Origin of the sequence: Xanthomonas fragariae, from assembly GCF_017603965.1 — a bacterium.
In the GTDB taxonomy this organism is placed as follows: domain Bacteria; phylum Pseudomonadota; class Gammaproteobacteria; order Xanthomonadales; family Xanthomonadaceae; genus Xanthomonas; species Xanthomonas fragariae_A.
Window position 1 is genome coordinate 3,266,173 of sequence record NZ_CP071955.1, and the last position, 18,452, is coordinate 3,284,624.

Below are 18,452 nucleotides of genomic sequence, written 5' to 3' on the forward strand. Positions count from 1 at the left end.
TTACTCCTCAACCTTGACGAGGTAGTGAACCGTATTGATCAGGCCCCGCACCTGCGGACTGTCCTTCAGTTCACGTACATCATTGAGCTTATTCAGGCCCAACGCGCGCACCGACAGGCGGTGACGCGACTGGGTTCCACGCAGGCCACGCACGAGGCGCACCTTCACGATCTTGATGGTGTCCTTACCCATGGTTGAGCTCCTCCACTTTCTTGCCGCGCTTGGCCGCGATGCGGGCTGGCGACTGCATTTCCGACAAACCTTTCAAGGTCGCACGGACCAGATTGATCGGGTTACGCGAACCGACAGCCTTGGCCAGCACGTTCTTGACGCCAACCGCTTCGAGCACTGCACGCATTGCACCCCCTGCGATGACACCCGTACCTTCCGAAGCCGGCTGCATGTACACGCGTGCTGCGCCATGGCCAGACTTGACGGCATGCCACAAAGTGCCGTTATTCAGATCGACACTGACCAGGTTCTTGCGCGCCTGCTCCATCGACTTCTGGATGGCGATCGGTACTTCGCGCGCCTTGCCATAACCAAAACCAACCTTACCCATACCATCGCCGACCACGGTCAGCGAGGTGAAGCCGAACTGGCGACCACCCTTGACCGTCTTGCTGACGCGATTGACCGCGACCAGCTTTTCGATCATGCCATCGTCGACTTTCTCTTCACGGTTACGGTCGCGATCACGACCCCGCGGTGCACGTTCTTCTGCCATCTCGATTCCTTAGATTGATTGAGTATGTACGGCTACGAGCCGCTTATGGTTGTGGATTAAAACCTTGTTCCCGGCACCGCTGCAAAAGAACGGGACAGTCCGGCATCTCCCTGCCGGCGGTAAAGCGAATGTGGCCGATGACCACATTCGCAGCAGTGCGTTAGAACTGCAGGCCGCCTTCGCGAGCTGCGTCGGCCAGCGCTTTGATGCGGCCGTGGTAGCGGTAACCAGAGCGGTCGAATGCAACCTTTTCGATTCCTGCAGCCTTGGCGCGCTCGGCGATCAGCTTGCCGACCTTGACGGCCGCATCACTGTTCTTTCCGTTTTTCAGGCCGTCCTTGACGTCAGCCTGCAGGGTATTTGCCGCAGCGATCACCTTGGAACCGTCGGCAGTAAAGACCTGCGCATAAAGATGCTGACCGGATCGCAGCACCGACAGACGGGCAACACCCAACTCGCGGATGTGCGAGCGGGTGGACTTAGCACGGCGCAGACGGGCGATGTTCTTGTTGATGCTCATGATATGTGTCCTACGAAGCTGAAGAAAAACAGTCATTATTGCATTGAAGAGTCCGGCCACAGATAGCAGGGCTCCAGCATAAAAAACTGCCTTAGGCCTTCTTGGCTTCCTTGCGAATGATGACCTCACCGGCGTACTTCACACCCTTGCCCTTATAGGGCTCCGGCGGACGGAAACCGCGAATCTTGGCGGCGACTTCGCCAACGCGCTGCTTGTCGACGCCCTGGACCAGAATTTCGGTCTGGGTCGGAGTCGACAGCGTGATTCCCTCGGGCGCCACGAACACCAGCGGATGCGAGAAACCGAGCGCCAGACTTAAATCCTTACCCTGCATGGCGGCACGATAACCGACGCCAACCAACTCAAGCTTACGCTCGAAGCCTTCAAAGACACCCTTGACCATATTTGCCAGGATGGCCCGAACGGTGCCGGTAATGGCGATCTGCGACGGATCATTGGCAGACAGGGTGGCAACGTCGCCATCGATGGCGATTTCCACGCCAACCGGCTTATGCAGGGTCAGGGTACCCCTTGGTCCCTTGACGCTGACCAGTTCGGGCTGGACATTGAGCTCAACACCCTTTGGGAGGGACACAGGCTTCTTGGCTACACGGGACATGTTCGATTCCTTCCCTTATGCCACGAAGCACAGAACTTCACCACCAACGCCGGCTTCGCGAGCCTGCGCATCGGTCATGATGCCCTTCGACGTGGAGATGATGGCGATACCCAGGCCACCCAGGACCTTGGGCAGCTCGGTCTTGCCGCGGTACTGACGCAGACCCGAGCGCGAGAAACGCTTCAGGGTCTCGATGACCGGACGGCCTTCGAAATACTTCAACACGATTTCTAGCTCCGACTTGTTGTTCTCGGTAGCTGTAACGCGCAGGTCGGTGATGTAACCCTCATCCCGCAGGACTTTGGCGATCGCAACCTTGATCTTGGATGACGGCAATTTCACCGTCGGCTTACCAACCGCGGCCGCATTCTTGATGCGAACCAGCAAGTCGGCGATGGGATCAGTCATGCTCATGTGAGTACCTTTGAGTGCACCGATATCCGCTTTCGCGAAAATCTTGATGTCTTCCTGGGGACGGGCCAGGACCCTTAACGTTGTACCAACCCATACGGGTCAAGACAGAAGCGGAAGTATAAGACAAAAGAGCCCGACTTACGTCGGACTCTTTATTTGAACAGAACAAACCTGTTCAAACCGGCCGCGACCGACCGGAATACTGTTACCAGCTTGCCTTACGAAGGCCCGGAACGTCGCCGTTCATTGTGGCTTTACGCAGCATATTACGGCCCAAACCGAACTTGCGGTAGACACCGCGCGGACGACCGGACAACTCGCAACGGTTGCGGTGGCGGCTCGGCGACGAATCGCGGGGCAGCTTCTGCAACTTATTCGAAGCATCCATTTTCTCTTCGTAGGACGCATCCTGACTGGAGAGGACCTTCTTCAGCACACCACGCTTGCCAGCGAATTTCTTCGCCAGCTTTGCACGCTTGATGTCGCGATGGATCATGGAAGTCTTTGCCATTTCGGGTTTCCTCGAAAGTCAGTTACGGAACGGGAACTTGAACGCTGCCAGAAGCGCCTTCGCTTCCGCATCCGTCTTGGCGGTGGTGGTGATGGCGATATCCATACCGCGAATCGCGTCGACAGCGTCGAAGTCGATCTCCGGAAAGATGATCTGTTCCTTCACACCCATGTTGAAGTTGCCACGACCGTCAAAGGAGCGAGAGGGAACACCACGGAAGTCGCGCACGCGCGGCAACGATATGTTGATCAGGCGATCCAGAAACTCGTACATCTTGGCGCGACGCAACGTAGTCTTGCAGCCGATCGGCCAGCCGTCACGAATCTTGAAGGATGCGACCGAAACGCGCGACTTGGTGACCACCGGCTTTTGACCGGAGATCTTGGACATGTCGGCGACCGCATTTTCCAGAATCTTCTTGTTGGTAGCCGCTTCGCCCACGCCCATGTTGAGCGTGACCTTGACCAGCTTCGGCACTTCCATCGGATTGGTGTAGCCGAATTCCTTCATTAGGGAAGGCACCACGTTTTCCTTGTAAAACTTTTCGAGACGAGTGTTCATGATCTCATTCCTCAGGCGTCGAGCGCCTCACCGCTGGAGCGGAACACACGCAATTTGCGTCCATCCTCCAGCACCTTGAAGCCAACGCGCTCGCCCTTGCCCGTTGCCGGGTTGACGATATTGACGTTGGAGATATGGATCGACGCTTCACGCTCGACCACGCCGCCAGCGACACCTGCCTGCGGGTTCGGCTTGGTATGGCGCTTGATAACGTTGGCGTTGGAAACGATTACGCGATCGCTATCCACACGCACGACTTCACCCTGCTTACCCTTGTCCTTGCCGGTATTAATGACGACCTGGTCGCCTTTCTTGATACGGTTAGCCATGTGTATGTTCTCCGCTCACAGCACTTCGGGAGCGAGCGAGACGATCTTCATGAACTTCTCGGAACGCAGCTCGCGTGTCACCGGCCCGAAAATGCGGGTCCCGATCGGCTCCTGCTTATTGTTCAACAGCACAGCGGCGTTGCCATCGAAGCGGATCAGCGAACCGTCGGGACGGCGCACACCCTTGCGGGTACGCACCACGACGGCGTCGTAGACTTCGCCTTTCTTGACCTTGCCACGCGGAATGGCGTCCTTCACTGTCACCTTGATGATGTCACCAATACGTGCGTAGCGGCGCTTGGAACCGCCCAGCACCTTGATGCACATTACTTCCTTGGCACCCGAATTGTCGGCGACATCGAGGTAGCTCTGCATCTGGATCATGATTCAGATCTCCCTTATTCGGCCGAACGGGCAACGATTTCGACCACCCGCCAGTTCTTGGTCTTGGACATTGGAGCAATCTCGGTCACACGCACGACATCACCTTCATTACAGGCGTTGTCGGAGTCATGTGCGTGCAGCTTGGTCGAGCGTTTGATGTACTTGCCGTACAGAGGATGCTTGACTTGGCGCTCCACCAACACTGTGACAGTCTTGTTCATTTTGTTGCTGACAACACGGCCTTCGACCGTGCGCACCGTTTGCTTTTCGTTGTTGTCGCTCATCGCGGCCGTCCTTACTTGTTGCTGCCGAGCAGGTGCTTGACGCGAGCAATCTCGCGGCGCACCCGGCGGGTTTCGTGGGTCTTCGGCAGCTGGCCTGTGACCTTCTGCATACGGAGCGAGAATTGCTCCTTACGCAAATCAGTCAGGTGGACCTTCAATTCGTCAGACGACTTCTCGCGGAGTTGTTTGATATCCATCAGCGCACCGTCCTGGTCACGAAAGTGGTGGTCACCGACAATTTCGAAGCGGCAAGGCGGAACGCCTCACGTGCGATATCTTCGGGAATACCCTCGATTTCATAGATCATGCGGCCCGGCTGAATCTGCGCGACCCAGTACTCCACATTGCCCTTACCGGAGCCCATGCGGACTTCGATCGGCTTCTTGGTGATCGGCTTGTCGGGGAAGACACGGATATACATCTTGCCGCCCTTTTTGACGTGGCGGCTGATCGTGCGGCGTGCTGCTTCAATCTGACGCGCGGTCAGCTGACCATGTGCTGTTGCCTTGAGGCCGTACTCGCCGAAACTTACGGCGTTTCCGCTCCATGCCAAGCCGTCGTTACGACCCTTGTGCATTTTGCGATATTTGGTTCGCTTGGGTTGCAACATTGCCGTTACCTCGCTTCACGAGCCGGGCGCGAAGGACGGTCACCACGGTCGCCGCGATCATTACGATCGTTGCGAGGGCTATCGTCCTGCTTCTCCTGGCCAACCTGGGAGAAGTCGAAGACCTCACCCTTATAGATCCAGACCTTGATGCCGATGATGCCGTACGTCGTGGACGCCTCGGCAAAACCGTAATCGATGTCGGCACGTAGCGTGTGCAGCGGCACACGGCCTTCGCGGTACCACTCCGAACGGGCGATTTCTGCACCATTGAGGCGACCAGCGACATTGACCTTGATACCCAGTGCACTCAGGCGCATCGCATTACCGACCGAGCGCTTCATCGCGCGGCGGAACATGATGCGACGCTCAAGCTGCTGCGCGATCGACTCAGCGACCAGCTGCGCATCTAGCTCCGGCTTGCGCACTTCGGCGACGTTGATGTGTGCAGGAACGCCCATCAATTCGCTCACTTCCTTGCGCAATTTTTCGATGTCCTCACCACGCTTTCCGATCACCACTCCCGGCCGGGCAGTGTGAATCGTCACGCGGGCGGTTTTGGCAGGTCGCTCGATCAAGATCTTGCTGACACCTGCCTGCGCGAGCTTCTTGCGCAGCATTTCACGCACTTTCAGGTCGGCTGCCAAATAACCAGCGAAGTCTGCCTTACTTGCGTACCACTTGGAATTCCAGTCCTTGGCGATGCCAAGACGGATTCCAGTCGGATGAACTTTATGACCCATGGTCTTTTCCTTTCCGCTTACTTGGCGGCGCCAACAATCACAGTGATGTGACTGGTGCGCTTGAGGATGCGGGTACCGCGGCCTTTCGCCCGCGCCATGAAACGCTTCAGGGACGGACCTTCATCTACCATGATGGTCTTGACCTTCAGCTCGTCGACATCCGCGCCCTGATTGTTCTCGGCATTGGCAATAGCCGACTCCACAACCTTTTTGATCAGGTGTGCAGCCTTCTTATCCGAGAACTTCAGCAGATTGACCGCACGTTCGGCGGACAGTCCACGCACCTGATCAGCGACCAGGCGGGCCTTCTGAGGGGAGATGCGCGCGGTGCGCAGGATTGCTTTCGCTTCCATCGTGATCTCTCCCTTACCTGCTCGACTTCTTGTCGCCAGCGTGACCTTTGAAGATCCGGCTGATGGCAAATTCGCCGAACTTGTGACCGACCATATTCTCGTTGACGAGCACCGGAATGTGGTTCTTGCCGTTATGCACGGCGATGGTGAGGCCTACCATGTGCGGCATAATCATCGAACGGCGCGACCAGGTCTTGATCGGCTTCTTGCCACCCGCAGCGGACTCCACCTTTTTTGCAAGATGGTGATCGACGAACGGGCCCTTTTTGAGTGAACGTGGCATGGTCGATTAGCCTCTACGGTCGCGGACAATGAATTGCTGGGTGCGCTTGTTTTTGCGCGTCTTGTAACCCTTGGTCGGAACACCCCACGGGGTAACCGGATGTGGATTCCCCTGGCCAGCCTTGGCCTCACCGCCACCGTGCGGGTGATCGACCGGGTTCATGGCTGCACCGCGAACGGTCGGACGAACACCGCGCCAACGCTTGGCGCCAGCCTTGCCCAGCTTCTCGAGGTTGTGCTCGTCGTTGCCGACTTCGCCGATGGTGGCGCGGCATTCGACCGGCACCTTACGCATCTCGCCCGAGCGCAGACGCAGGGTGGCATAGATGCCTTCGCGAGCGACCAGCTGGACGGCTGCACCTGCAGCACGTGCGATCTGGGCGCCCTTACCCGGCTTCAGCTCGATACAGTGGACCGTCGTACCGACCGGAATATTGCGCAGCGGCAGCGTGTTACCGGTCTTGATCGGTGCGTTGGCACCGGCAATGACCTGGTCGCCTGCCTTCAGTCCTTTGGGGGCAATGATGTAGCGACGCTCGCCATCGACGTAACACAGCAGAGCGATGTGAGCGGTACGGTTCGGATCGTATTCGATCCGCTCTACACGTGCCGGAATGCCTTCCTTGTCGCGCTTGACGTCAATGATGCGGAAGTGTTGCTTGTGGCCACCACCGACGTGACGCACGGTAATGCGGCCATGGTGGTTACGACCACCGGACTTGCTCTGCGAATCGAGCAGCGCCGCGTGCGGTGCGCCCTTGTGCAGATCGGGAGTAACCACGCGCACGGCGGAACGACGGCCGGGAGAGGTGGGTTTGAACTTCATCAATGGCATGGGATGGACCTCAGGCCTTGGCCGTTACGTCGATGGACTGACCATCAACCAGGCGGACGTACGCCTTGCGCCAATTGCCGCGGCTGCCAGCACGGTTACGGAAGGACTTGCTCTTGCCCTTGACGTTGACCACATTGACTGCTTTGACCTTGACGTCGAACAACTGCTCAACTGCGGCTTTTACGTCGGCCTTGGTGGCTTCGTTCGAAACTTCGAAGACATACTGGTTGGATATTTCCTGCAAGCGCGCGGTCTTTTCTGAGACTCGCGGAGCACGCAGTACGCTGAAGATTTTTTCGTTGCTGCTCATGCCAGCCACTCCTCGACCTTCTTGACCGCATCGGCGGTGATCACGACCGTGTCGGCCCCGACCAAAGCGACCGGATCCAGCCCCTGCACATCACGCACCTGCACATACGGCAGATTGCGAGCGGACAGATACAGGTGCTCTGAGGCCTCTTCGGTGACGATCAGCGGGCGCTTGCCCACATCCAGTCCCTTTAGCTTGTCGATCAGCCCCTGGGTCTTGGTTGTTTCAACGTCGAACGAATCAACAATCATCAGGCGACCCTGGCGGTTGAGCTCAGAGAAGATCGCGCATATGGCAGCACGGTACATCTTGCGGTTGACTTTTTGCTCGAAGCTGCGCGGCTTGGCCGCGAAGGTAACACCGCCGCCGACGAAAATCGGAGCCGTCAGCGCGCCATGACGCGCACCGCCGCCCTTTTGCTTCTTCGACTTCTTGGTCGTGCCCGCAACTTCAGAACGCGTCTTCTGAGCCTTGGTACCAGCGCGACCGGCGTTGCGATAAGCGACGACGACTTGGTGAACAAGATTTTCGCTGAATTCGCGACCGAACACGGCATCGGAGACCGAGACCTTATTGTTACTACCCGTGATAACGAGTTCCATCGTCATCTCTCCTTTATGCCTTGCTCGCCGGACGGACGATCACATCGCCACCAGCTGCGCCAGGCACGGCACCGCAGATAGCAATCAGACCACGCTCGACGTCGACCTTGACCACTTCCAGATTCTGCGTGCTTTGCTGCACGGCGCCCATGTGGCCCGACATCTTCTTACCCGGGAAGACACGCCCCGGGGTCTGGCGTTGACCCAACGAACCCGGCGCGCGATGCGACAGCGAGTTACCGTGAGTTGCATCGCCCATACGGAAGTTGTAGCGCTTGATGGTGCCCTGGAAACCCTTACCCTTAGTGACGCCCTGGACGTCGACTTTCTGGCCGACCTCGAAGATGTCCGCCTTGATTTCGCCGCCGACGGCGAAATCGCCGAGCTGCGCATCTTCAAGGCGGAACTCCCAAAGGCCGCGACCTGCTTCCACCTTTGCCTTGGAGAAGTGACCTGCAGCCGGCTTATTGACCAGCGCGGCACGACGGGCGCCAACGGTCACCTGCACTGCGCTGTAGCCATCGACTTCGACGGTCTTGATCTGCGCGATGCGGTTCGGAGTTGCTTCGATCAGCGTAACCGGTACCGAGCGGCCATCTTCAGTGAAGACTCGGCTCATACCGGCCTTACGGCCCACGAAGCCCAACGAATATTTCTTCGTCATGGTCGTAGTCCTCAGGTCAGCTTGATCTGGACGTCGACGCCAGCCGCGAGCTCGAGCTTCATCAGCGCGTCCACGGTCTTGTCGTTGGGGTCGACGATATCGAGCACACGCTTGAACGTGCGGGTTTCGTATTGATCACGAGCATCCTTGTCGGCATGCGGGGATACGAGGATGGTGTAACGTTCGATCTTGGTCGGCAACGGAATAGGGCCACGCACTTGCGCGCCGGTCCGCTTAGCTGTCTCGACGATCTCGCTGGCCGAACGGTCGATCAAGCGATGATCATAAGCCTTCAACCGAATCCGGATCTTTTGTTCCGACATGACGGAAGCTTCCTTCGTTAAAAGAGCGACGGGCAAGGCCTCTGGGATACCTGCCCCTATATTCCTGACGTTGATGAGGTCGCCGTGCGTCCTGTCGACGAGGGCATTTCCTCCGCCCAAAAACTGAGGCAGACCGGTAAACCGGCCTGCCCAGAACGGGAAATATAGTGCGCAGCTAGAGCATCGTCAACAACATGTCAATTGTTGAACACTCCATGCAACGCGACCTTCCCGGTCCGGCGAACACGAGCGGCGTCCTGCCGTTCTTTTCGCTGTAACTCAGGGCCCTACCCAGGGACACCGAGCCGCACATTATAGCGATGGGTTTCTACGGATGCAAGCACCTACTACTGCACATTTACCGACGCATGGGCACTTTCGCTCAACGACGGCAGCCCATAAAAAGGGCCAGCTTACGCCGACCCCTCCTTGCTACGCGGATGGCATAAGCCGACGAACCGCAGTTCCTTTACTTAAGGATCTTTGCAACCACGCCGGCGCCGACGGTACGACCACCTTCACGAATCGCGAAACGCAGACCTTCGTCCATCGCAACCGGGTTGATCAGGGTCACGACCATCTTCACGTTGTCGCCCGGCATCACCATCTCCACGCCTTCCGGCAGCTTGCAAGCGCCAGTGATGTCGGTGGTGCGGAAGAAGAACTGCGGACGATAGCCATCGAAGAACGGGGTGTGACGCCCACCCTCATCCTTGGAAAGTACGTAGACTTCAGCTTCAAACTCGGTGTGCGGCTTGATCGAACCCGGCTTGCAAAGCACCTGCCCGCGCTCCAGGTCGTCACGCTTGGTGCCACGCAGCAGCAGACCGGCGTTGTCGCCCGCTTGACCCTGGTCCAGCAGCTTGCGGAACATTTCCACACCGGTGACCGTGGTCTTCTGCGTGGCGCGGATACCGACGATTTCGATTTCGTCGCCAACCTTGATGACGCCGCGCTCGATACGACCGGTCGCCACGGTGCCGCGACCAGAGATCGAGAATACGTCTTCGACCGGCATCAGGAACGGACGATCAACGTCGCGAGTCGGCTCCGGGATGAAGGTGTCGAGAGCATCGACAAGCTTCAAGATCGCCGGCACGCCGATTTCGCTCTGATCGCCATCCAATGCCAGACGCGCCGAACCGTGAATGATCGGAGTGTCGTCGCCTGGGAAGTCGTACTTGCTCAGCAGCTCACGCACTTCCATTTCGACCAGCTCAAGCAGCTCGGCGTCGTCGACCATGTCTGCCTTGTTCAGGAACACGACGATGTGCGGCACACCGACCTGGCGCGAAAGCAGGATGTGCTCACGGGTCTGCGGCATCGGGCCGTCAGCAGCCGAACAGACCAAAATCGCACCGTCCATCTGCGCCGCACCAGTGATCATGTTCTTGACGTAATCGGCATGACCGGGGCAGTCGACGTGCGCGTAGTGACGGTTCGGCGATTCGTATTCGACGTGTGCGGTCGAAATCGTGATGCCGCGCGCCTTCTCTTCCGGCGCCGCGTCGATCGCGTCGTATGCCTTGAACTCACCACCGAAACGCTCGGCACCGATCTTGGTCAGCGCAGCGGTCAACGTGGTCTTGCCATGGTCAACGTGACCAATGGTGCCGACGTTCACGTGCGGCTTGGTGCGCTCGAATTTAGTTTTTGCCATAACGTACTAACCTCTTAATTGGAAAATTTCGTGAAGCAGCTGAGCGAACTCAGCTCTTCTTGGTGACGGAATCGGCGATGTTGGTCGGTGCCTCTTCGTAGTGATCGAATTCCATCGAGAAAGTCGCACGGCCCTGGCTCATGGAGCGCAGCGAAGTCGCGTAACCGAACATTTCGCCCAGCGGAATCATCGCGTTGACGATCTTGCCCGACGGGCTGTCGCCCTGACCCTGCAACACGCCACGACGGCGGCTCACGTCGCCCATCACGTCACCCAGGTAATCCTCCGGGCTGACGATTTCGACCTTCATGATCGGCTCCAGCAGCGCCGGGCTGGCTTTCGCGAAGCCCTGCTTGAACGCCATCGACGCGGCCAGCTTGAACGCCATTTCCGACGAGTCGACGTCATGGTAAGAGCCGAACACCAGCTTGACCTTCACGCCCACCACCGGGAAGCCGGCGATCGGACCACTGGTGATCGTTTCGCGCAGACCCTTTTCGACCGAGGGGATGAATTCCTTCGGAATAATGCCGCCGGTAATATCGTTAATGAACAGAAAATCGTCCTTGACGCTGTCGTTCTTGCGATCTTCCTCGCTCATCGGCGACAACTCGATCACGACGTGAGCATATTGACCTTTACCACCGGACTGCTTGGCATGCTTGTAGTCGGACTTGACGTCGGACTTGCGGATCGTTTCACGGTAGGCCACCTGCGGCTTGCCGACGTTGGCCTCGACATTGAACTCGCGGCGCATACGGTCGACGATGATGTCCAGGTGCAACTCACCCATGCCCGAGATGATGGTCTGGCCAGATTCTTCGTCGGTCTTGACGCGAAACGAGGGATCTTCCTGCGCCAGACGGCCCAGGGCCATACCCATCTTTTCCTGATCAGACTTGGTCTTCGGCTCCACAGCCATCGAGATCACCGGCTCCGGGAACACCATGCGCTCCAGGGTGATGACGCGATCCTGCGCGCACAGCGTGTCGCCGGTGGTGACGTCCTTCAGGCCCACGGCAGCGGCGATATCACCTGCACGCACTTCCTTGATCTCTTCGCGATTGTTGGAATGCATCTGCAGGATGCGGCCCACGCGCTCTTTCTTCGACTTGACCGGGTTGTAGACCTGGTCGCCGGAGTTCAGCGTGCCCGAATAGACACGAAAGAACGTCAGCGAGCCCACGAACGGGTCGGTCATGATCTTGAACGCCAACGCAGAGAAAGGCGCAGTATCGGTCGCAGGGCGAGTGTCCTCTTTCTCGTCTTCGTCGATACCAGCCACCGGCGGGCGGTCTGCCGGCGACGGCAGCAGGTGCACGACGCCGTCGAGCATGGCCTGTACGCCCTTGTTCTTGAACGCCGAACCACAGAATACCGGCACGATCTCGACTTTTAGGGTGCGCTCGCGCAGACCCAGCAATATCTCTTCTTCGGTCAGGTCGCCTTCGTTGAGGTACTTATCCATTAGGTCTTCGCTGGCTTCGGCAGCAGCTTCAACCATGAACGCACGCGCTTCGGTCGCGATCTCGACCAGGTCGGTCGGGATATCGCGATATTCGAAAGTGGTCCCCTGCGATGCGGTATCCCAATGGATCGCCTTCATCTTCAACAGGTCGACCACGCCCTCAAAGCCGTCTTCAGCGCCGATCGGCACCTGCATTGGCACGGCGTAGGCACCAAGACGAGCCTTCAGCTGCTCAACGACCTTGTCGAAGTTGGCACCGGTACGGTCCATCTTGTTGACGAACGCCATCCGCGGCACGGAATATTTGTTGGCCTGACGCCACACGGTCTCGGACTGCGGCTGCACGCCACCAACGGCGCACAGCACGAACACCGCACCGTCGAGCACGCGCAATGATCGCTCCACTTCGATGGTGAAGTCGACGTGCCCGGGGGTATCGATAATGTTGAAGCGGTGCTGCGGCATGGACTTGTCCATGCCCGACCAGAACGCGGTGGTCGCAGCAGAGGTGATCGTGATACCACGCTCTTGCTCCTGCTCCATCCAGTCCATCACTGCAGCGCCGTCATGGACCTCGCCGATCTTGTGACTGACACCGGTGTAGAACAGGATGCGCTCGGAGGTGGTGGTCTTGCCGGCATCGATGTGAGCCATGATGCCGAAGTTACGGTAACGCTCGATAGGGGTGGTGCGGGCCACAGGGAGCCTCTCAATTTCTTGAATTTCGGATGGCCGAACGCCGCCTTTCGGCGGCCTTCGGATTGGATGCGACGCAAGATGTGTCGCAAACAGCACTCAGACGGTGCTGAAGGGCCCCGTTACCAAGACCCCCGCGGTTACCAGCGGTAGTGTGCGAACGGCTTGTTCGCCTCCGCCATACGGTGCGTCTCTTCGCGCTTTTTGACCGCCCCGCCACGGCTTTCGGAGGCATCCAACAATTCTGCAGCCAGCTTGCGCGGCATGGTGTTCTCGCCACGCTTGCGCGCGGACTCGATTAACCAGCGCATTGCCAGCGCCATGCGACGAGAGGAGCGCACTTCGACAGGCACCTGATAGGTAGCACCACCAACGCGACGCGATTTAACTTCGACAGCCGGGGCCACGTTGTCCAGTGCTTTCTGCACCAGCTCGACGGCATTCGGATTCTTTTCGCCAATGACGTCCATCGCGCCATAGACAATTTTCTCAGCAACCGACTTCTTGCCACTTTGCATCACCATATTGATGAAGCGGGCAATGGTTTCGCTGCCATGCTTTGGATCAGGCAGGACGGTGCGCTGCGGAGTAGAACCTTTACGGGACATTGGAGTATTTCCTTAGCTCTTCGGGCGCTTGGCGCCGTACTTGGAACGACCTTGACGACGCTTTGCGACGCCGGCGGCGTCCAGCGAACCACGGACGGTGTGATAGCGCACACCAGGAAGATCCTTGACGCGGCCACCGCGAATCAGGACCACGGAGTGCTCCTGCAGATTGTGGCCTTCACCACCAATGTAGCTGATGACCTCTTCCTGATTCGTCAGACGCACTTTGGCGACCTTACGCAGGGCCGAGTTCGGCTTCTTCGGAGTAGTTGTATAGACGCGTGTGCAAACGCCACGGCGCTGCGGACACTTGTCCAGTGCCGGGGAGGCACTCTTGTAGGTGGTCGCTTGCCGAGGCTTGCGGACCAGCTGATTGATCGTCGTCATCAGTTGATTCTTCTGATTGAGAGGCCGAGACGGCCTTGCACGAAAACAAAGGCAGGCCGAAAAACGGCCCGCCGTGACAGAGAATTATAGCTGGCAGGACAAAACTTCGTCAACTTCACGGAATCTGAAACCACTGACCCATCCGAAGGCCGGAAAACGTAGGGCCTCCCTGCCCTGCTTTTCGCTTGGCTTACGGCGGTCTTACGACCGCCGCTGGAGCACTTACTCCTCGTCCGCGCCAGCGTCGGCCACAGCTGCGACCGGTTCGACCACCGTCGGTTTGCCCGACAGCGTTTCCATTTCCAAATCGGTCAGACCCGAAGATTTGCGACGTCCGGCGTGGTACGTCAGACCGGTACCGGCCGGGATCAGACGTCCCACGATTACGTTTTCCTTCAGGCCGCGCAGGTTGTCGCGGGTGCCGCGCACGGCAGCCTCGGTCAACACGCGGGTGGTCTCCTGGAACGACGCCGCCGAGATGAATGACTCAGTGGCCAACGAGGCCTTGGTGATACCCAACAGCACCGGATCGTACTTGGCCGGCAGTTCGTTGCGCTTTATCAGGCGGGCATTTTCCTCGATGACGCGCTGCCGCTCGACCTGCTCGCCGTTGAGGAACTTGCTGGTGCCTTGGTCGGTGATCTCAACCTTACGTAGCATCTGGCGCGTGATCACCTCGATGTGCTTGTCGTTGATCTTCACGCCCTGCAGGCGATACACGTCCTGGATCTCCTTGACCAGATACGCGGCTAACGGCTCGACACCCAGCAGACGCAGGATGTCCTGCGGGCTCGGCTCGCCGTCCACAACCGTTTCGCCCTTGGTCACGTGTTCGCCTTCGAACACGATGATCTGGCGGTACTTCGGGATCAGCTCTTCGTGTTCCGAACCATCGGTGTCTTTGATGATTAGACGTTGCTTGCCCTTGGTGTCCTTGCCGAAGCTGATAATACCCGAGCGCTCGGCCAGGATCGCAGGATCCTTCGGCTTGCGCGCTTCGAACAAATCGGCAACACGCGGCAGACCGCCGGTGATGTCGCGAGTCTTGGACGCTTCTTGCTGGATCTTGGCAACCACGTCGCCCACGCCGACGGCAGCGCCATCCTGCAGGTTGACAATGGAGCGCGGCGGCAACAAGTACTGAGCCGGCAGATCCGTGTTCGGAATCGTCAGATCATTGCCCTTGCCATCGACGATGCGCACGATTGGGCGCAGTTCCTTGGCATGTGCACCGCGACGCTTCGGGTCGGTGATTTCACGCGAGGCCAGACCGGTCAGTTCGTCGGTCTTTTCGATGACGGTGACGCCGTCGACGAAGTCGATGAAGCGGATGAAACCGGCCACTTCCGACACGATCGGGTGGTTATGCGGATCCCAGTTGGCAACGCCCTGCCCAGCCTTGACTGCATCGCCGTCTTTGACGGTGATGGTGGCGCCGTACGGGAGCTTGTAACGCTCGCGCTCACGGCCATGGCCATCGAGCACGGACAGTTCGCCAGAACGCGAGACAGCGACAAGCGCACCACTGGCATGCGCCACCGACTTGAGGTTGTTGAACTTCACCGAACCGGTCGTCTTGACCGTGATGTTGTCCACCGCAGCCGCACGCGATGCCGCACCACCGATGTGGAACGTACGCATGGTGAGCTGGGTACCTGGCTCACCGATCGACTGTGCGGCGATGACGCCGACCGCTTCACCGATGTTGACCTGGTGGCCACGTGCAAGATCGCGACCGTAGCAACGTGCGCACACGCCGAACGACGACTCGCAGCTAATGGTCGAACGCACCTTCACCGACTGCACACTAGCCTCTTCCAATTTCGCCACCCACGCTTCATCGAGCAGCGTGTTACGGGTAACGATCGGCTCTTCGTCGTTGCCGGGAAGGTATACGTCCTCGGCCACCACACGGCCCAGCACGCGCTCCTTCAACGGCTCGACCACGTCGCCGCCTTCCACGATCGGGGTCATGATCAACCCTTCGACGGTGCCGCAATCGACTTCGGTGATCACCACGTCCTGCGCCACGTCGACCAGACGACGGGTCAGGTAACCCGAGTTGGCAGTCTTCAGCGCGGTATCGGCCAGACCTTTACGGGCACCGTGGGTGGAGTTGAAGTACTCCTGCACGTTCAAGCCTTCGCGAAAGTTCGCCTTGATCGGCGTCTCGATGATCGAGCCGTCCGGACGCGCCATCAAGCCGCGCATACCGGCCAGCTGACGGATCTGCGCCTGACTACCACGGGCACCGGAGTCGGCCATGATATAGAGCGAGTTCATCGACTTCTGGTCGATGGTCTCGCCCTTGGCGTTTTCCACCTTCTCGGTACCGATGGTGTCCATCATCGCCTTGGCGATGCGCTCACTGGTGCGCGACCAGATGTCCACGACCTTGTTGTAACGCTCGCCAGCGGTAACCAGACCGGACTGATACTGCTCCTGGATTTCAAGCACTTCGGCTTCTGCCTCGGTGAGGATGCCCTTCTTCTCGTCCGGGATCAGCATGTCGTCGATGCCGATCGACACGCCTGCTCGGGTTGCGTAGGCATAGCCGGTGTACATCAGCTTGTCGGCGAACACGACAGTGTCCTTCAAGCCGAGCAGACGATAGCTGGAGTTGATCAGACGCGAGATGTTCTTCTTGGTCATCTCGGTGTTGGCAAGCTGAAACGGCAGACCTTCCGGCAGGATTTCGCTCAGCAGCGCTCGACCGACCGTGGTGTCCACGATCGAGGTACCGCTACTGCGCTTGCCGTCGGCTTCGACATCCACCTGGGTGATGCGGACCTTGACCTTGGCGTGCAGTTCCACCACGCGGTTGTCGTAGGCGCGCTTCACTTCACTGGTGTTGGCAAACACCATGCCTTCGCCCTTCTTGTTCTCGAGCGCGCGGCTCATGTAGTACAGGCCCAACACCACGTCCTGCGACGGCACGATGATCGGCTCGCCGTTGGCCGGCGACAGGATGTTGTTGGTGGACATCATCAGCGCACGCGCTTCCAGCTGGGCTTCCAGAGAGAGCGGCACGTGGACGGCCATCTGGTCACCGTCGAAGTCGGCGTTGAATGCCGTACACACCAGCGGATGCAGCTGGATGGCCTTGCCTTCGATCAACACCGGCTCGAACGCCTGGATGCCTAAACGGTGCAGGGTCGGCGCACGGTTCAACAGGACCGGATGCTCGCGAATGACTTCTTCGAGGATGTCCCACACCTCGGCCTCTTCGCGCTCGACCAGCTTCTTGGCAGCCTTGATAGTGGTTGCTAGGCCGCGACGCTGCAGCTTGGCGAATACAAATGGCTTGAACAGCTCAAGCGCCATCTTCTTCGGCAGGCCGCACTGATGCAACTTGAGGTACGGACCGACGGTAATGACCGAACGACCAGAGTAATCCACGCGCTTGCCGAGCAGGTTCTGACGGAACCGCCCCTGCTTGCCCTTGATCATGTCGGCAAGCGACTTCAGCGGACGCTTGTTGGTGCCGGTGATGGCACGACCACGACGGCCGTTGTCCAGCAGCGCATCCACCGATTCCTGCAGCATGCGCTTTTCGTTGCGCACGATGATGTCCGGCGCATTGAGTTCAAGCAGACGACGCAGCCGGTTGTTGCGGTTGATCACGCGGCGGTACAGATCGTTCAGATCCGAGGTCGCAAAGCGGCCGCCATCCAACGGCACCAGCGGACGCAGATCCGGCGGCAGCACCGGCAACACGGTCATGACCATCCACTCAGGGCGGTTGCCCGATTCGAGGAAGGCTTCGATCAGCTTGATGCGCTTGGTGAGGCGCTTGAGTTTGGTTTCCGAACCGGTGCTGGCGATTTCTTCGCGCAAACGGGTCACTTCCGACTGCAGATCGATGGATCGCAGCAGATCATAGACAGCCTCGGCGCCCATCGCGGCGTCGAAGTCGTCGTTGTATTCCTGACGTGCGGTCAGGTACTGCTCTTCGGTCAGCAGCTGGCGGCGCTCTAGCGGGGTCAGGCCAGGCTCGGTGACCACGTAGGCTTCGAAGTACAGCACGCGCTCGATGTCGCGCAGGGTCATGTCCAGCATCAAACCGATGCGCGAAGGAAGCGACTTGAGGAACCAGATATGCGCGACCGGCGAAGCCAGGTCGATATGACCCATGCGCTCGCGACGCACCTTGGCCAAGGTAACTTCGGTGCCGCACTTTTCGCAGACCACACCGCGGTGCTTCATGCGCTTGTACTTGCCGCACAGGCATTCGTAGTCCTTGATCGGCCCAAAGATGGCGGCGCAGAACAGGCCGTCACGCTCGGGCTTGAAGGTACGGTAGTTGATGGTTTCGGGCTTCTTCACTTCACCGTAGGACCACGAACGGATCAGGTCGGGCGAGGCCAGCGCGATCTTGATCGCGTCGAAATCCAGCGTCTGCCGCTGCTGGTTGAAGAGGTTGAGCAGGTCTTTCATTTGATATCTCCGGGTCGGAGGAATTTCGTATCTGAGATGGGACGGAGAAAAGTCGTGTTTGGGATCGGGCACCAGGGACCGGGGAGCCGGGAAGTCAAAAGCGCATGGCTTTCGACTTCCCGGTCCCG

General features: G+C 58.8%; 25 protein-coding genes. All 25 read right to left on the minus strand.

The genetic code is table 11. The annotated features are described in order from the left end of the window. The 25 genes from rpmD to rpoC all read right to left on the minus strand — a co-directional run bounded on the left by rpmD (nt 1) and on the right by rpoC (nt 18,324). Nucleotides 1-192, minus strand: coding sequence for a 50S ribosomal protein L30 (gene rpmD / locus J5I97_RS15455; RefSeq protein WP_208587460.1), 192 nt, complete (start codon nt 190-192; stop codon nt 1-3). Then, complete coding sequence (gene rpsE / locus J5I97_RS15460; protein WP_002811656.1) at nt 185-727, minus strand: 30S ribosomal protein S5; 543 nt, start codon at nt 725-727, stop codon at nt 185-187. The genes rpmD and rpsE overlap by 8 nt, the downstream gene beginning before the upstream one ends. 160 nt (nt 728-887) lie before the next feature. Next, on the minus strand, nt 888-1,247 hold the full coding sequence (gene rplR, locus J5I97_RS15465; RefSeq protein WP_088061804.1) for a 50S ribosomal protein L18: 360 nt from the start codon (nt 1,245-1,247) through the stop codon (nt 888-890). Nucleotides 1,248-1,338: 91 nt separating this feature from the next. Further along, nucleotides 1,339-1,866, minus strand: a complete 528-nt coding sequence (rplF, locus tag J5I97_RS15470; protein ID WP_208587462.1) for a 50S ribosomal protein L6 — start codon at nt 1,864-1,866, stop codon at nt 1,339-1,341. Between the two features lie 15 nt (nt 1,867-1,881). Then, nucleotides 1,882-2,280, minus strand: a complete 399-nt coding sequence (gene rpsH / locus J5I97_RS15475) for a 30S ribosomal protein S8 (protein WP_208587464.1) — start codon at nt 2,278-2,280, stop codon at nt 1,882-1,884. Between the two features lie 205 nt (nt 2,281-2,485). Further along, complete coding sequence (gene rpsN, locus J5I97_RS15480) at nt 2,486-2,791, minus strand: 30S ribosomal protein S14 (protein ID WP_208587465.1); 306 nt, start codon at nt 2,789-2,791, stop codon at nt 2,486-2,488. An 18-nt stretch (nt 2,792-2,809) separates the two neighbouring features. Further along, nucleotides 2,810-3,352, minus strand: a complete 543-nt coding sequence (gene rplE, locus J5I97_RS15485) for a 50S ribosomal protein L5 (RefSeq protein ID WP_208587467.1) — start codon at nt 3,350-3,352, stop codon at nt 2,810-2,812. 11 nt (nt 3,353-3,363) lie between these two features. Next, a complete protein-coding gene (gene rplX, locus J5I97_RS15490) occupies nt 3,364-3,681 on the minus strand; it encodes a 50S ribosomal protein L24 (RefSeq protein ID WP_208587468.1) in 318 nt (105 codons plus the stop codon). 15 nt (nt 3,682-3,696) lie between these two features. Then, nucleotides 3,697-4,065 (minus strand): 50S ribosomal protein L14, encoded by a 369-nt coding sequence (rplN, locus tag J5I97_RS15495; protein WP_002811674.1) that lies wholly within the window; start codon nt 4,063-4,065, stop codon nt 3,697-3,699. Nucleotides 4,066-4,079: 14 nt separating this feature from the next. After that, the gene (rpsQ, locus tag J5I97_RS15500; RefSeq protein WP_208587469.1) at nt 4,080-4,349 is read right to left on the minus strand and encodes a 30S ribosomal protein S17; all 270 of its coding nucleotides are present in this window, start codon (nt 4,347-4,349) and stop codon (nt 4,080-4,082) included. Nucleotides 4,350-4,360: 11 nt separating this feature from the next. Then, complete coding sequence (gene rpmC, locus J5I97_RS15505) at nt 4,361-4,546, minus strand: 50S ribosomal protein L29 (protein ID WP_208587470.1); 186 nt, start codon at nt 4,544-4,546, stop codon at nt 4,361-4,363. Beyond that, nucleotides 4,546-4,959, minus strand: coding sequence for a 50S ribosomal protein L16 (gene rplP, locus J5I97_RS15510; protein ID WP_208587471.1), 414 nt, complete (start codon nt 4,957-4,959; stop codon nt 4,546-4,548). The genes rpmC and rplP overlap by 1 nt, the downstream gene beginning before the upstream one ends. Before the next feature lie 5 nt (nt 4,960-4,964). Further along, complete coding sequence (gene rpsC, locus J5I97_RS15515; RefSeq protein WP_208587472.1) at nt 4,965-5,699, minus strand: 30S ribosomal protein S3; 735 nt, start codon at nt 5,697-5,699, stop codon at nt 4,965-4,967. 17 nt (nt 5,700-5,716) lie between these two features. Next, the gene (gene rplV / locus J5I97_RS15520) at nt 5,717-6,052 is read right to left on the minus strand and encodes a 50S ribosomal protein L22 (protein ID WP_002811686.1); all 336 of its coding nucleotides are present in this window, start codon (nt 6,050-6,052) and stop codon (nt 5,717-5,719) included. A gap of 13 nt (nt 6,053-6,065) precedes the next feature. Beyond that, a complete protein-coding gene (gene rpsS, locus J5I97_RS15525) occupies nt 6,066-6,335 on the minus strand; it encodes a 30S ribosomal protein S19 (RefSeq protein WP_208587473.1) in 270 nt (89 codons plus the stop codon). 6 nt (nt 6,336-6,341) lie between these two features. Next, complete coding sequence (gene rplB / locus J5I97_RS15530; protein WP_002811690.1) at nt 6,342-7,169, minus strand: 50S ribosomal protein L2; 828 nt, start codon at nt 7,167-7,169, stop codon at nt 6,342-6,344. A 10-nt stretch (nt 7,170-7,179) separates the two neighbouring features. After that, a complete protein-coding gene (gene rplW / locus J5I97_RS15535; protein ID WP_002811694.1) occupies nt 7,180-7,479 on the minus strand; it encodes a 50S ribosomal protein L23 in 300 nt (99 codons plus the stop codon). Further along, nucleotides 7,476-8,081, minus strand: a complete 606-nt coding sequence (gene rplD, locus J5I97_RS15540; RefSeq protein WP_208587475.1) for a 50S ribosomal protein L4 — start codon at nt 8,079-8,081, stop codon at nt 7,476-7,478. The genes rplW and rplD overlap by 4 nt, the downstream gene beginning before the upstream one ends. A gap of 13 nt (nt 8,082-8,094) precedes the next feature. Next, the gene (gene rplC / locus J5I97_RS15545) at nt 8,095-8,745 is read right to left on the minus strand and encodes a 50S ribosomal protein L3 (protein WP_208587477.1); all 651 of its coding nucleotides are present in this window, start codon (nt 8,743-8,745) and stop codon (nt 8,095-8,097) included. An 11-nt stretch (nt 8,746-8,756) separates the two neighbouring features. Further along, a complete protein-coding gene (gene rpsJ / locus J5I97_RS15550; protein WP_002811701.1) occupies nt 8,757-9,068 on the minus strand; it encodes a 30S ribosomal protein S10 in 312 nt (103 codons plus the stop codon). Nucleotides 9,069-9,537: 469 nt separating this feature from the next. After that, a complete protein-coding gene (tuf, locus tag J5I97_RS15555; protein ID WP_002811703.1) occupies nt 9,538-10,728 on the minus strand; it encodes an elongation factor Tu in 1,191 nt (396 codons plus the stop codon). 49 nt (nt 10,729-10,777) lie between these two features. After that, nucleotides 10,778-12,895 (minus strand): elongation factor G, encoded by a 2,118-nt coding sequence (fusA, locus tag J5I97_RS15560; RefSeq protein ID WP_208587479.1) that lies wholly within the window; start codon nt 12,893-12,895, stop codon nt 10,778-10,780. 137 nt (nt 12,896-13,032) lie between these two features. Further along, a complete protein-coding gene (rpsG, locus tag J5I97_RS15565; RefSeq protein WP_002811707.1) occupies nt 13,033-13,500 on the minus strand; it encodes a 30S ribosomal protein S7 in 468 nt (155 codons plus the stop codon). A 12-nt stretch (nt 13,501-13,512) separates the two neighbouring features. Then, nucleotides 13,513-13,887, minus strand: coding sequence for a 30S ribosomal protein S12 (gene rpsL, locus J5I97_RS15570; protein ID WP_002811712.1), 375 nt, complete (start codon nt 13,885-13,887; stop codon nt 13,513-13,515). A 222-nt stretch (nt 13,888-14,109) separates the two neighbouring features. Further along, entirely contained in the window at nt 14,110-18,324 is a 4,215-nt protein-coding gene (rpoC, locus tag J5I97_RS15575; RefSeq protein WP_208587481.1) for a DNA-directed RNA polymerase subunit beta', read from the minus strand. Between the last annotated feature and the right edge of the window lie 128 nt (nt 18,325-18,452).

Excerpts from the sequence above, each read along its gene's own strand:
- rpmD (WP_208587460.1), bottom strand. The coding sequence starts at position 192 with ATGGGTAAGGACACCATCAAGATCGTGAAGGTGCGCCTCGTGCGTGGC.
- rpmC (WP_208587470.1), bottom strand. The coding sequence starts at position 4,546 with ATGGATATCAAACAACTCCGCGAGAAGTCGTCTGACGAATTGAAGGTC.
- rpsG (WP_002811707.1), bottom strand. The coding sequence starts at position 13,500 with ATGTCCCGTAAAGGTTCTACTCCGCAGCGCACCGTCCTGCCTGATCCA.
- rplP (WP_208587471.1), bottom strand. The coding sequence starts at position 4,959 with ATGTTGCAACCCAAGCGAACCAAATATCGCAAAATGCACAAGGGTCGT.
- rplW (WP_002811694.1), bottom strand. The coding sequence starts at position 7,479 with ATGAGCAGCAACGAAAAAATCTTCAGCGTACTGCGTGCTCCGCGAGTC.
- rplR (WP_088061804.1), bottom strand. The coding sequence starts at position 1,247 with ATGAGCATCAACAAGAACATCGCCCGTCTGCGCCGTGCTAAGTCCACC.
- rplD (WP_208587475.1), bottom strand. The coding sequence starts at position 8,081 with ATGGAACTCGTTATCACGGGTAGTAACAATAAGGTCTCGGTCTCCGAT.
- rplN (WP_002811674.1), bottom strand. The coding sequence starts at position 4,065 with ATGATCCAGATGCAGAGCTACCTCGATGTCGCCGACAATTCGGGTGCC.
- rpsS (WP_208587473.1), bottom strand. The coding sequence starts at position 6,335 with ATGCCACGTTCACTCAAAAAGGGCCCGTTCGTCGATCACCATCTTGCA.
- rpsJ (WP_002811701.1), bottom strand. The coding sequence starts at position 9,068 with ATGTCGGAACAAAAGATCCGGATTCGGTTGAAGGCTTATGATCATCGC.
- rplE (WP_208587467.1), bottom strand. The coding sequence starts at position 3,352 with ATGAACACTCGTCTCGAAAAGTTTTACAAGGAAAACGTGGTGCCTTCC.
- rpsH (WP_208587464.1), bottom strand. The coding sequence starts at position 2,280 with ATGAGCATGACTGATCCCATCGCCGACTTGCTGGTTCGCATCAAGAAT.
- rplB (WP_002811690.1), bottom strand. The coding sequence starts at position 7,169 with ATGCCATTGATGAAGTTCAAACCCACCTCTCCCGGCCGTCGTTCCGCC.
- rpsE (WP_002811656.1), bottom strand. The coding sequence starts at position 727 with ATGGCAGAAGAACGTGCACCGCGGGGTCGTGATCGCGACCGTAACCGT.
- tuf (WP_002811703.1), bottom strand. The coding sequence starts at position 10,728 with ATGGCAAAAACTAAATTCGAGCGCACCAAGCCGCACGTGAACGTCGGC.
- rpsQ (WP_208587469.1), bottom strand. The coding sequence starts at position 4,349 with ATGAGCGACAACAACGAAAAGCAAACGGTGCGCACGGTCGAAGGCCGT.
- rpoC (WP_208587481.1), bottom strand. The coding sequence starts at position 18,324 with ATGAAAGACCTGCTCAACCTCTTCAACCAGCAGCGGCAGACGCTGGAT.
- rplV (WP_002811686.1), bottom strand. The coding sequence starts at position 6,052 with ATGGAAGCGAAAGCAATCCTGCGCACCGCGCGCATCTCCCCTCAGAAG.
- rpsN (WP_208587465.1), bottom strand. The coding sequence starts at position 2,791 with ATGGCAAAGACTTCCATGATCCATCGCGACATCAAGCGTGCAAAGCTG.
- rpsL (WP_002811712.1), bottom strand. The coding sequence starts at position 13,887 with ATGACGACGATCAATCAGCTGGTCCGCAAGCCTCGGCAAGCGACCACC.
- rplF (WP_208587462.1), bottom strand. The coding sequence starts at position 1,866 with ATGTCCCGTGTAGCCAAGAAGCCTGTGTCCCTCCCAAAGGGTGTTGAG.
- rplX (WP_208587468.1), bottom strand. The coding sequence starts at position 3,681 with ATGGCTAACCGTATCAAGAAAGGCGACCAGGTCGTCATTAATACCGGC.
- rplC (WP_208587477.1), bottom strand. The coding sequence starts at position 8,745 with ATGACGAAGAAATATTCGTTGGGCTTCGTGGGCCGTAAGGCCGGTATG.
- rpsC (WP_208587472.1), bottom strand. The coding sequence starts at position 5,699 with ATGGGTCATAAAGTTCATCCGACTGGAATCCGTCTTGGCATCGCCAAG.